10 protein-coding genes and 3 pseudogenes are annotated in these 12,609 nt (G+C 62.7%); 6 read left to right on the forward strand and 7 right to left on the reverse strand.

Annotation, left to right across the window (positions count from 1 at the left end; translation table 11 throughout):
- The 7 genes and pseudogenes from DIE15_RS37370 to DIE15_RS37275 all read right to left on the reverse strand — a co-directional run.
- Positions 1 to 191 (reverse strand): annotated as a pseudogene (locus tag DIE15_RS37370) (hypothetical protein); the annotation flags it as partial.
- A gap of 168 nt (positions 192 to 359) precedes the next feature.
- Positions 360 to 1,055: an HNH endonuclease gene (locus tag DIE15_RS37910; protein ID WP_124835569.1), complete on the reverse strand. Its 696-nt coding sequence runs from the start codon at positions 1,053 to 1,055 to the stop codon at positions 360 to 362.
- 63 nt (positions 1,056 to 1,118) lie between these two features.
- Positions 1,119 to 1,751: a DUF6946 family protein gene (locus tag DIE15_RS33735; RefSeq protein WP_409364326.1), complete on the reverse strand. Its 633-nt coding sequence runs from the start codon at positions 1,749 to 1,751 to the stop codon at positions 1,119 to 1,121.
- Positions 1,752 to 2,455: 704 nt separating this feature from the next.
- Positions 2,456 to 2,956, reverse strand: coding sequence for a hypothetical protein (locus DIE15_RS33740; protein WP_124835571.1), 501 nt, complete (start codon positions 2,954 to 2,956; stop codon positions 2,456 to 2,458).
- 429 nt (positions 2,957 to 3,385) lie between these two features.
- Complete coding sequence (locus DIE15_RS33745; protein ID WP_124835572.1) at positions 3,386 to 4,804, reverse strand: DEAD/DEAH box helicase; 1,419 nt, start codon at positions 4,802 to 4,804, stop codon at positions 3,386 to 3,388.
- Between the two features lie 82 nt (positions 4,805 to 4,886).
- Positions 4,887 to 5,019: pseudogene (locus DIE15_RS33750) on the reverse strand (oxalate:formate antiporter).
- 22 nt (positions 5,020 to 5,041) lie between these two features.
- Positions 5,042 to 5,182 (reverse strand): annotated as a pseudogene (locus tag DIE15_RS37275) (hypothetical protein); the annotation flags it as partial.
- A 274-nt stretch (positions 5,183 to 5,456) separates the two neighbouring features.
- Here DIE15_RS37275 and dapA point away from each other — a divergent pair.
- The 6 genes from dapA to DIE15_RS33780 all read left to right on the forward strand — a co-directional run bounded on the left by dapA (position 5,457) and on the right by DIE15_RS33780 (position 12,587).
- Positions 5,457 to 6,353, forward strand: a complete 897-nt coding sequence (gene dapA / locus DIE15_RS33755) for a 4-hydroxy-tetrahydrodipicolinate synthase (protein WP_057928222.1) — start codon at positions 5,457 to 5,459, stop codon at positions 6,351 to 6,353.
- Positions 6,354 to 6,367: 14 nt separating this feature from the next.
- Positions 6,368 to 7,534, forward strand: coding sequence for an iron-containing alcohol dehydrogenase (locus tag DIE15_RS33760; protein WP_124835574.1), 1,167 nt, complete (start codon positions 6,368 to 6,370; stop codon positions 7,532 to 7,534).
- Entirely contained in the window at positions 7,531 to 8,808 is a 1,278-nt protein-coding gene (locus tag DIE15_RS33765) for a four-carbon acid sugar kinase family protein (RefSeq protein WP_124835575.1), read from the forward strand. Before DIE15_RS33760 ends, DIE15_RS33765 begins: the two co-directional genes overlap by 4 nt.
- 11 nt (positions 8,809 to 8,819) lie before the next feature.
- A complete protein-coding gene (pdxA, locus tag DIE15_RS33770; RefSeq protein ID WP_057928219.1) occupies positions 8,820 to 9,845 on the forward strand; it encodes a 4-hydroxythreonine-4-phosphate dehydrogenase PdxA in 1,026 nt (341 codons plus the stop codon).
- 112 nt (positions 9,846 to 9,957) lie between these two features.
- On the forward strand, positions 9,958 to 11,376 hold the full coding sequence (locus tag DIE15_RS33775) for a sodium:solute symporter family protein (protein ID WP_124835576.1): 1,419 nt from the start codon (positions 9,958 to 9,960) through the stop codon (positions 11,374 to 11,376).
- A gap of 23 nt (positions 11,377 to 11,399) precedes the next feature.
- Positions 11,400 to 12,587 carry an exo-alpha-sialidase gene (locus DIE15_RS33780; RefSeq protein ID WP_057928217.1) on the forward strand — a complete coding sequence of 396 codons (1,188 nt, stop codon included), beginning with the start codon at positions 11,400 to 11,402 and terminating at the stop codon, positions 12,585 to 12,587.
- The last annotated feature ends 22 nt before the right edge of the window (positions 12,588 to 12,609 follow it).

Consider the following 12,609-nt stretch of genomic DNA (forward strand, 5'->3'; position numbering starts at 1 on the left):
TCGTTGGTGGCGTTCTCGCACACACCGAGCAATTCATACATTGTCGTCATTGTGCGTCGGGATGAAAGTCGGATCGCGTTGATCGTAGCATCTCGCCGCCGCGCCAATCCGTCGGGTTGAGAATTCACCACGTTCTGAACACCCTGAGTGCAGGTCAGGAGCGCTTTGGCAGATGACGAAATCTGAATCATTCTCATCGGAACGGCCGTTTGCCGAGGTGGATTCAACCGCCGAACTCGGCCAGCCGCCACCCCACGACACGCGACCGCCGCAGACCGACCCACGCCCGCTATTCGATCCGGCGCGACATCTACCGCAACGTCCGAGGTAAAACAGGCATCGGAATCGCGCACCCTGACTCAGCGGCACAACATTGCACGTAACTTCTCAATCGGCAGTGGAGGATCCTGCCGGTGAAGCATCGCATGACAGTTGGGGCACACCGGCTTCAGGTCGCGAATAGGGTCCACTTGATAGTTCGCGCCAATGTCTGCGATGGGAACCTCATGGTGAACGTGGATGAAGCTGCGACCGATTGATCCATAACGGACTTCGAAATCCAGATCGCAGACCATACAGGCATATCCGTAGTGGTTGATGCACGCTCGGCGTGCGGCTGCATTTCGCTCATAAACGTTCACAAGCACCTGTGCAACCGCGCCTTCGAAATACTGCACCCCGCCGGGAATGTCATCTGGATACAATGTGCCAACGTTTGGGGACGACGACCGAAACCATTCGTCGATCTGAGCCAGAGACGGACCATGCTTCACCTGAAACAGCTCGACGAGTTCGACACGGACTTTCACTCGCTCGATGTCGTGGCTGCTACCCGGTGCCAGCCGGAGCGCGTCGGCCATCTGCTCTGTGTCGTCCCATACAAATACGGCATGAACCACGCCGTATGCTTTGTGCATATCACGGCCGACGCGCTCGAATCCACGCAGGAGATTTTCCGCGCCATCCCTTCCGCTAATCGCAGCCTCCAGGGTTTGATGTCCTGAATGCCGGCGCCATGTGTTCTTCTCGTGCACTGCTGCAAATTGGATGCTCATGAGGCTTTAGTCCGGTCGATTCATTCACGACATGCTCAGCGTAGCGTCCAGCATTTCTATTGCTCAACAGGTCAGGTACTTCGGGTTGCCAGTAATCCAAGCGCCGAAGAGTGGTACCCGCGAAGAAACGGCAAGTTTTTGGACACACCCATGTTCCGCTTCAACTCCGAATAATCGGGTGAAAGCCTGGAAATCCGGCCAGCCCGAACGTTCGGGGCTGAAAGAATGTATGAGCACGATTGCGGCGACCGCTCGATACTGCTCGGCTGTTATGACAGCCGAAGCCGCCCGATGCAGCAGTTGATAGCGAATGTCTCCCTGCGGTGCTGCTACAAGGCCGATCACTCGCAGTATGTGGCGCAAGCGCTCCGCCTTGCCGCTTGACGACTCGTTGCACCAGCTCTCCAACGTCGGGCCGAACGACTCACGGACCTTTCCTTCAACCATGATGGATACGGCTCCAGCCGAGGAACGCGCGAGCACGAATATATCGTTTTGCGAAGCACGTTCCCCACCCGGTAACGGCACCTTGAATTCCGGCACCGCCAGGAGTGGAGTGAGTTCTTCGAGCAGCGGCTCGCAGGAGCATGACAAGGAGGCAGCAACTTCCGCCGGAAATCCATCGGCGTCTTCCCAGCAATAGGCAAGCGTGCGTGCGGAATACCCTGTCTTCCAATGCTTTTCAGGATCAGCCAATTGGCGTTGCCAGTCATTGGGCCCGGAAGAAAACGAAAGAATTCGCGCCATGGCTCCCTCTCGGATTGGTCGGTCACGCATGCTGCAAACGGTATCAATGCAACGCAGCAGATGACAAGCGATTCCGGCACGATACTCAAATCCTGCTGACACCGGGGTGTCAGTTGCTTTTGAAATAATCGTCTGACCTATCCGCCGAGCAATCGATTGCAAGCGTCCGTTGAGATCGCGCAACGGACGTCTGAATGTCCGAACGCCGCTGCCTACGAAAGTCGCCTATTGGCCGGCTCGTTGCCCAAAGCCGAGGCCGAAGCCGGCTCGCTTGCCACCCGATGTAGTCGGTAGTTGCCGACCCAGAGCGGTCATCGCCTATATCGTAGTGGGGAAAAATAATCGATTTCCGATGATCGCTTCGGCCAAAGCCAACGTCAATGTCGGTATCGGATGGCGTTTCCGTGGAGGCGATCAAAAGCTGATTAAATTGTTCCAATTTTATTTGGTATTTTTCTGCCATCACGTGCAAATATTTCATGTTGCACCTGTTCTCAATGGCTCACCGAAGCAGCTTTTCCCTGTCACACGAGCACGCAACGCAACCGCATACCAGAAGACGTCACCCCAGATCTGCCGCTAGACGCCCCCAAAACTGACATACACAATCAACAGCTGAACGGTACCTCGCGACCCTGCTGCGTGCAATGTCGCTACAAATAACTCGTCGTAAACGATGCGAATATCGCCGAAACACCATCATAAAAATCGCCAGGAGCTTTGGGCGAAAGAAATACGGACACGTTGGTGCGCGAAACAACATTTGAACGGTACCCGTCAATCCGCGCAATGACATCATATCTATGCTGCAGATTACCCGGTTGATTTTTATCCGGCCGTGGTCCGACTGAAAAACCGGCGCCGCGAAGGATGACTTCGGCGTCGTCAAACGAACTTTCGAGAGGAATGTAACGAACTGCGAGCCAAGTAATGTCCCCAGCTTTCTCTATCTCTTGTATCGGGCCGCTTTTGGGGAGCTTCTGATATGCTTCGTCGATTTCAACACGAAGTCTTCTGCCCAGTATTTCAAGGTCTTGCGGAGGGGACGCAAGCAACGCCCCTGGTTTTAGCGCAAAGTAAAGCGAAACCCATAGGCCCGCGTGTATCGCAGTGCGTCTTTGGAAGACCAGCTTCCGACTCTTTGTCACTGTCACCCCCGATTCGCAGTACCAGTTACATCGCAACGACAACGATTATCACCGGAATAGCGTGGGCGATTGGGTTGGAGCATGCGGCCGTGGAACCCTAGTGTCAACGATCTAGCCCCATCTGTCGAAAGACCGCTCCTGGCCGACTGCACCCCAAAGCGAAAGGCCACTATCCGCCTCAACGCGATAGTCCTCGACGAGCCGATCAGACAACAGCGTTCGTATGAAAAACCGGACACATCGCCGGTGTCACCCTCGATCTGACGCCTGTTACGCACGACTCCAACATCCGTTCGGCCCCGAAGGCGTTACTGATCCTGACTACAGTGCGCCGTTACCCGTCGACCTGATGCATGTGCCGAAGTCGAGCCGTTACCTGCCTCCCGACCCGCCAGCCTGCGCCTTGGCTGGCGTCGGCTGCCCCACCGATCGACGTTAGTGCTTCCCGCGCCCACCAGACGATTTCCCAGCCGGCTTACGCGCCCCCGCAGCCGCCTTACCAGCGGGTTTGCTCCGCGGCTTCTGCACGCTGAACGGACTACCGGCCAACACGCTCGCGCCCTTCCCCGCAGCCTTACCCTCACCACCCTGCGGCCGCGGCTTTTTCCCAGCCACAGCCACCGGCACAGCCCCCGCCCCACCTTGCGCCACCTTAGGCTTCTTCGGCTTTTTAGGCTTCTTGATGATCTGCCCTGTCGCACTGGTTTCCGGCACGCGGTGTTCCGCCTCAAACCCCGGCTCTTCTTCACGACGCAGCGTTTTCCCGATCAGCGCTTCGATCGCGGCCAGTTGCGGCGCTTCATCGGCACACACGAGAGACACCGCCACACCACTCGCCCCCGCACGCCCCGTACGCCCGATCCGATGCACATAATCCTGCGCCACGATCGGCAGATCGACGTTGATCACGAGCGGCAGATCATCGATATCCAGCCCGCGCGCAGCCACATCGGTGGCGACCAGCATCTGCACCTCACCCGTCTTGAAGCGCTCGAGCGCACGCAGCCGCGCGGGTTGCGGCTTGTCGCCGTGGATCGTGTCGACCGCATAGCCCGCGTCATTCAGCATCGACGCCAGGTAATCCACGCCATTGCGGGTCTTGACGAACACCAGCGCGTGGTCCCAGTTGTTCTCGGCCACCAGGTGCATGAAGAGGTCCGGCTTGTTCCGCTTGTCGACCGTCACCACCCACTGTTTGATCTTGCTCGCCGTGACATTAGGCGGACTGACGCTGATATTGACCGGACCGCGCAGAATGCTCGCCGCCATCGCGCGGATGTCGTCGGTGAACGTGGCAGAGAACAGCAGGGTCTGGCGTTGAACGGGCAACGCAGCAAAGACGGCATTGAGCTCGCGCGCAAAGCCCAGATCGAGCATGCGGTCGGCCTCATCCAGCACCAGCGTCTGGACTTGGTCGAACTGCACGGCATTCTGGCGATTGAGATCCAGCAGACGGCCAGGCGTGGCAACGAGCACATCCACGCCCTTGCGCAACTTCATCATCTGCGGGTTGATGCTCACCCCGCCGTAGGCGGCCAGAAATCGCAAGTCGAGGCCTTTGCCGTACGCGACGAAGCTTTGCAGCACCTGCTCGGCCAGTTCACGCGTCGGCACCAGCACCAGAACACGCGCACGGTTGCTGGACACCGCCGGCCCGTGCTGCACCAGCCGTTGCAACAGCGGCAACGCAAAACCCGCGGTCTTGCCCGTGCCCGTCTGCGCCCCGGCCATGACGTCCTTGCCGCCGAGCACTGCGGGAATCGCCTTGGCCTGCACCGGCGTAGGTGTCTGGTAATTGAGGTCCTGCAGATTACGCAGCAGCGGGTCGATCAGGCCTAGCGAGGCAAAAGACATGGACGTGTTCCGGGCTAAAAACCGCAATTCTAGCGGTTACCGCGCTGATCGCACCGTGCAGATCAGCGCGCCCTGCCCGCCTTCACCCAAACAGCTTCATCGCCGTCGTGAGCGTGTTGACGACACCCCAGGCAAGCGGAATCAGCACGTAGAGCCAAAACACGGCAAGCACCGCCTTGTTTGGTCGGGCGAGCGGAAGCGACCGTTTCGTTCATTTTTCGCGTCTCCTGGATTTATTTATTTGCCGGCGTCGAGCTGCGCGTCGGTCATGTGATGGCGCTCGTTCACGCGCGTGACGAACAGGTTGCAGACGAAGCCGATCACGAGCAGCCGGCCATGCATGCCGCCGACGTACGCGAAGCCGAACCATTCGCTCATTTCCCCTTTTCGGCGCCACCTCAAAATGATCGATTCAATCATATTAGGGTTTTCATTGACTGATCCAGTCACCACATCAGCTAGAATGCACACATCGCGCAACAACTTTGATCGAAACGAGCAAGTCCACTGAAGAAAGCTGCCGGACGACTCGTTCCGTCATACGCGTTGCACTGGCGGGTGCCCGCAAGCGCACGGCCCCGCTGTTTTCTGCCTAACCCCAAGGAGACGGCGCTTCCGCCCGCCGTCCCTTCCGCGATGGAGCAAGCCAAGCATGTCAATTTCGTTCAAGGGGATCGTTCCCGCGCTGATCACGCCGATGACGGCAGACGAGAACATCGATGAAGACGGGCTGCGCGCGCTGGTCGAACGGCTCATCGAGTCGGGCGTGCACGGGCTCTTCGTGCTCGGCACCAACGGCGAATTCATCGCACTGAGCGAAGAAGAGAAGCTGCGCATCGCGCGCATCGCGGTCAGCCAGGCCCGCTCGCGCGTGCCCGTCATCGCGGGCACCGGCGCCTATGCGACGCGTGACGTGATCGACCTGAACCGGAAGATGACCGAGGTCGGCGTGGATGCCGTTTCGGTGATCACGCCGTACTTCAACGGCGCGACGCAGCCGGAGCTCTACACGCACTACAAGAAGATCGCCGAGGCAACGCCGCTTCCGGTCATGCTCTACACGATCCCCGCGAAAGCGGGCATCACGCTGACGGTCGATACCGTGCGCCGCCTTGCCGAGATTCCGAACATCCGCGGCATCAAGGACAGCGGCGGCGACTTCGATCGCCTGCTGCAACTGATCAACCTGCGGCGCGACGACTTCGCGGTCTTCACCGGCACCGACTCGATGATTCTCTGGACGCTGATCGCGGGCGGCGACGGCGCGGTCGCCGCGACGACCAATGCCGTCCCGCAGGTCGTCATGTCGATCTGGAACAAGTTCCAGGCCGGCGATATCGCGGGTGCACGCGCCGCCCAGGAGTCGCTGCGTGCGCTGCGCGACGCATTCGCGCTGGGCACGATGCCCGTCGTGCTGAAAACCGCCGCGCAGATGCTCGGCATGCCAGCGGGCCCGGCTCGCTCGCCCGCGCAACCGCTCGACGACAGCGCGCGCGAGCGCCTGGCGCAAGCGCTCTCCATTTACCACGACGCCGCGCGCGGCCACTGAAACAGGTCATCAGCATGACGACTTATCACTTCCAGACAGTCAAGCACATCGTCCACGGCGCCGGCAGCCTCGCCACGCTTCCCGACACGCTGTCGCTGCTCGATACGCCGATCGAGCGCATCGCGCTGATCACGCAACCCGCAATGGAAGCGCTGGGGGTCGCCGATCGCGTGATCGAATCGCTCAACGCGAGGGACGTCGACGTGCGCATCATTCGCGGCGTCGAGCCGGAGCCGACCATCGGCAACGTCGAGACGGTTTTCAAGGAGCAGATCGAGCCCTTTGCGCCTCAGGCGATTCTTTCCATCGGCGGCGGCAGCGTGCTCGATGCGGCGAAGCTGTTCGCGGTCCGGCTGACCAACGACGAACCGCTGCGCAACTGGCTCGGCATCGACCTCATCAAGCACCCCGGCGTGCCGATGATTCTGGTGCCGACGACCGCAGGCACCGGCTCCGAAGTCACGCCCAACGCGATCGTGACGCTGCCGGACGAAGCGTTGAAGGTGGGCATCGTCAGCCGTCACCTGCTGCCGCAAATCGTGATTCTCGATGCGGAACTGACGCTCGGCCTGCCGAAGCCGATCACGGCCGCAACCGGCATGGACGCGTTCGTGCATGCGCTCGAATCGTATATCTCGACGAAGGCGAACCCGATCAGCGACATGTACGCGATGGAGTCGATGCGCCTGATCGGCGCGAACATCGTCGAGGCGTACGAGAACGGCCAGTCGCTGAAGGCACGCGAAGCGATGATGCTCGGGTCGATGTACGGCGGCCTCGCGCTCACCGCCGCCGGCACGGCAGCGGTGCATGCGCTGGCCTACCCGCTCGGCGGGATGTTCAACGTCACGCACGGTGTCGCGAACGCGATGCTCCTGCCGCACGTGATGGCCTTCAATCTCGATGCGATCGAAGGCCGGCTGTCGAACGTTGCGCGCGCACTCGATCTGGCGCCGAACACGGATTCGGACCCGGTCGCCGCACGCAAGCTGATCGACAAGATGGTGGAATGGACGGCGGCTGTCGACATTCCGCAGGACCTGCGCAAGTTCGGCGTGTCCGAAGCACATCTCGACGCGCTGGCGGTGGCGGCATCGAAGGTCAAGCGCCTGCTCGGCAACAATCCGAAGGCGCTGACGCTCGACGACATGAAGTCCATCTACCGTCGCCTGCTGCCATGAACGCGGTCGCACAGCATGCGGCACGGCTCCTGATCGTCGCCGACGACCTGTCGGGCGCGGCCGATTGCGCGGTGGCCGGGTTGCGTCACGGATTGACGGCGATGGTCCTGCTCGACACGGAACACGCGTCGGCGTCGGCGCACGACGTCGACATCCTGTCGGTCGACGTCGACTCGCGCCGCGCATCGAAGGACATGGCCGCCCGACGCAACGTCGCCGCCGTCGAGTCGCTGTCGCGCGCCGGCATGCGCATCTACAAGAAGGTGGACTCCACGCTGCGAGGCAATGTCGCGGCCGAGGTCGCCGCATTGGCGTCACACCTCGGCATGGCGATCGTCTGCCCCGCCTACCCGGCATCCGGACGCACGACGCGGGACGGACGCCAATGGGTTCGCGGCGTGCCCGTCGAAGCGAGCGAATACTGGCGCAACGAGCACATCCCGGGCAAGGCCGATCTGGTTGCGCTGCTTTCGGCCGAGGATCTGCGCGTCGCACACGCGGGAATCGGCGCGGTGCGCGGCGAACCGGACGCGCTCGCGGCACACATGCGGCAGTTGCAAGCCGATGGCGTGCAAGCCGTCGTGTGCGACGCGGAGTCCGATGCGGACCTGCAACGCATTGCCCGCGCATCGGCCACGCTCGACAACGTGTTCTGGGTGGGCTCGGCCGGCCTGGCTCCCGCCGTCATCGAAACGCTGGCGCCAACCCGAAGCACGACCGCCCCGACGGCCGGCCGCGAGGATCCGCAAGGGCCCGTGCTCACGGTCGTCGGCAGCATGTCGGGCATCTCGCATGCACAGCTGGACTGCCTCAAGGCCAACTGCGGCACGAGCCTCGTTGCGCTCGAGGTCCCCGTCGCCGCGCTGGATGATCCGCGCAGCGACGTGACGACGCTCGTATGCGACGCCCTTCGTCGCGGCCGGCATGTGGTGGTCTCGTTGAGCCAGGCGCAGCGCGGCGACGTGAAGGACGGCCTGCTGTTCTGCAACCGTCTTGCCGCGTTGCTGGCGCCCGCCGTGCGCCACGCGGGCGGGATCATCGCGACGGGCGGCGAAACGGCGCGCGCGCTGCTCACCGCGGCCGGCGCGAACGCGTTGCGGATCGTCGACGAAATCGAGGACGGCATGCCGCTGCTCGAATGCCGGCTGCAAGGAAAGACACTCCCCGTCGTGACCAAGGCGGGCGGCTTCGGCCAGCCCGCATCGCTCCATCACGCGTGGCGCCGGCTTGCGAATGAAGGCAAGACGGCCAATACCGCTCAAACCAATTTGTGAAGAGAACTGCCATGGACAACCGTCCCATCATCGGTATCACCATGGGCGACGCGGCTGGCGTCGGCCCGGAAATCATCATGAAGAGCCTTGCCCATGCGTCCGTGTACGAGCAGTGCCGCCCCGTGGTCATCGGCGACGCCGCGCGCCTGCGGGACGCCGGCCGCAGAGCCGGCGTCGAGCTCGACGTTCGCGCCGTCAGCCGGCCGTCCGACGGCGCGTTCCGCGTGGGGGTCGTCGACTGCATCGACATGGCGCTCATTCCGGCCGACCTGCCTTATGGAAAGCTGTCCGCGATCGCCGGAGACGCCGCGTATCGATATATCGCGCGCACCGTCGAGCTGACGTCGAACGGCGAGCTCGACGCGATCTGCACGGCCCCGCTCAACAAGGAAGCGTTGCATGCCGGCGGCCATATTTTCCCCGGACATACGGAAATGCTCGCGCATCTGACGGGCATCGACGAGGTGTCGATGATGCTGGTCGCGCCCAACCTTCGCGTGATCCACGTGACGACGCACATCGGCCTGCTCGACGCGATTCGCAAGATCGAGCCGGGCCTCGTGCAACGCACGATCGAACGCGCACATGACACGCTGGTTCGCGCCGGCATCGCGAATCCGCGCATCGGCGTATGCGGCATCAATCCCCATGCCGGCGAGAACGGCCTGTTCGGCTACGGCGAAGAGGAAGAGAAGATCGTTCCGGCGGTGCAGATCCTCCAGGCGCGCGGCTGGGACGTGGAAGGCCCGCTGCCGGCCGACACGCTGTTCTTCCGTGCGGGCCGCGGCGATTTCGACGTGGTCGTCGCGATGTATCACGACCAGGGACACGGGCCGGTGAAGGTGATGGGCCTCGAAGCCGGCGTGAACGTGACGGTCGGCCTGCCGGTCATCCGCACGTCGGTCGACCACGGCACCGCCTTCGACATCGCCGGCAAGGGCATCGCCGACGAACGCAGCATGCTCGAAGCCTTCCGCCAGGCCGTGGACCTCGCGACGCGGCGCAACGAGCCGTCGCCGGTGGCAAGCGCCGCCTGAGCCGCCCATGTAACGACACGCATCGACCAACGGGTCATACCGGCAGGAACATGCCGGATGACTCGACGCACCCGAACGGACATATCAACCGAAGGTAACGTGGAGACAAGCGATGGCCACCTTCAGTTATTGGGATACAGCCACCATCATCGGCATGGTGGTTGCCTACATCGTGCTGACGAGCATCATCAGCATTCGCCTGCGCAGCCGTAATTCCGAACAATTCATGGTGGCCGGGCGCTCGATGCCCGCGCTGGTGGTCGCCATCCTGCTGATGTCGGAATTCATCGGCGCCAAATCGACGGTCGGGACATCGCAGGAAGCCTTCTCGGCCGGCCTCGCCGCTTCGTGGTCGGTCCTGGCGGCAGCCATCGGCTTCCTGCTCTTCGGGCTGTTCATGGCCAAGCGCCTGTATGCGTCAGGTGAATTCACCATCTCCGGGTTCATCGCCCAGCGGTACGGGCATGGCGCGAAGCTCGCCGTCTCCGCGATCATGATCTACGCGCTGTTCGTGGTGAACGTCGGCAACTACGTGAGCGGTGCGGCGGCGATCTCGACGGTCATGCGCATCAACCTGCCGACGGCCGCCATCATCACCGCCATCGTCAGCACCATCTACTTCGTCTGGGGCGGGCTCAAGAGCGTCGCGTACCTGACGGTCGTCCACAGCGCCGTGAAGCTGCTCGGCATCGCCATCCTGGTCGGCGTCGCGTGGCAGCTGTCGGGCGGCATCAAGCCGATGGCGCAGCACATGCCCGCGCACTACTTCACGTGGACGGGGGCGCTGTCGGGCGGCACCATCGGCGCATGGATCATCGGCACGGCCGGCGCGATCTTCTCGACGCAGTTCATCATCCAGGCGATCTCGGCCACCCGCAGCCCCGAGGGCGCACGCGCGTCCTCGCTGATCGCCGCAGTCCTGTGCGTGCCGATCGGGCTCGCGCTCGGCTTCATCGGCGTGACCGCCAAGTACCTGTATCCGAACATCAAGAGCCTGTATGCGCTGCCGGTGTTCCTGCAGCACATGAACCCCATCCTGGCCGGCATCGTCACGACTTCGCTCGTCGCATCCATTTTCGTGAGCGTCTGCACCGTCGCACTGGCGATCGCTTCGCTGATCGTCAAGGACTTCTATGTGCCCCGCTTCAAGCCGACGCCCGACGTCGAACTGAGAATGACGCGCTGGATCTCGCTGGTCGTCGGCTTCCTCCCGCTGATCTTCGTGCTGTTCGTCCCGCAGATCCTCGCGCTGTCGTTCTTCAGCCGCGCGCTGCGTCTGTCCGTGTCGATCGTTGCGCTGATCGGGATCTACCTGCCGTTCTTCAGCGGCAAGCGCGGCGCCGTCTCGGCGCTCATCTTCGCGACGATCGCGACGACGGTCTGGTACCTGCTCGGCAATCCGTTCGGCATCGACAACATGTACGTCGCCCTCGTGACACCCGCGATCGTGCTGATCATCGGCAAGCTGTTGTTTCATGGCGAAGGCTCGGACCTTCGCGACAAGCCGCTCACGCATCGCGAATCGCACTAACCTCGCCACTCGAGACACATTTCATGAGCACCAACCTCGTTGAAGCGCCGAGCGCCGCTTCGGATCATTGCGTTCGCACGGCGTATGCCGACGCGGAACGGCAAGAAGCGTTTCTGCCGACCGCCTGCGTGCAGAACCACGCGGCCAACCTGCACTGCCTCGACAACGGCGACCTGCTGTGCGTCTGGTTCGGCGGCACCCAGGAAGGCATTCCCGACGTTTCCATCTACCTGTCGCGTCTCGCGGCCGGGACGAACGCGTGGTCGTCGCCTCAAAAGCTGTCGGACGACCCGACCCGCTCGGAACAGAACCCGGTGCTGTTCACCGCGCCGGACGGCCGCCTGTGGCTGATCTACACCGCGCAACTGTCCGGCCATCAGAACACCGCGATCGTTCGCCGCCGCGTGTCGGCGGACGGCGGCGTCACCTGGGGGCCCGTCGAAACCCTGTTCGAGCGTCCGGGGACCTTCGTCCGCCAGCCGATCATCGCGCTCGACAGCGGCACGTGGATTTGCCCCATCTTCCTGTGCCGCACGGCGCCCGGCGAGCGCTGGGTCGGCAACGACGATGTCAGCGCGGTCATGGTCTCCGACGATCAGGGCGCGTCGTGGACGCTGCATGAAGTACCGGACAGCGTCGGGTGCGTGCACATGAACGTTCACGTGCTGCACGACGGCTCGCTGCTGGCGCTTTACCGTAGCCGCTGGGCCGACTTCGTCTACGCGAGCCGCTCGACGGATGGCCGCACGTGGAGCGCGCCCGAGCCGACCGACGTACCGAACAACAACTCGTCGATTCAGTTCACGGTGTTGCAGAACGGTCACCTCGCGCTCGTGTTCAACGAGAGCGATGCGTCGCACAGCAAGGAGCGGCGCGCGTCCCTGTACGACGATATCGAAGACTCGGAAGACAGCGGCGAGCTGCGCGACCAGAAGGCGTCCGCGCGCGGCACGGCCTTCTGGGGCGCGCCGCGCGCGCCGATGTCGCTGGCCATCTCGGAAGACGGCGGCAGGACATGGCGGCGCCGTCGCAACCTGGAGATCGGCGACGGGTACTGCATGACCAACAACTCCGCGGACCAGCGCAACCGGGAGTATTCGTATCCGTCCATCGTGCAGTCGCAGGACGGCGCGTTGCATATCGCATTCACCTGGTTCCGCCAGAAAATCAAGTACGTGCGCGTCGACGAAGCGTGGGTTCGCGGTCGATGACGCCAGCCGGTGCAACTGGCCG

Source organism: Burkholderia sp. Bp9031 (assembly GCF_003857965.1).
In the GTDB taxonomy this organism is placed as follows: domain Bacteria; phylum Pseudomonadota; class Gammaproteobacteria; order Burkholderiales; family Burkholderiaceae; genus Burkholderia; species Burkholderia ambifaria_A.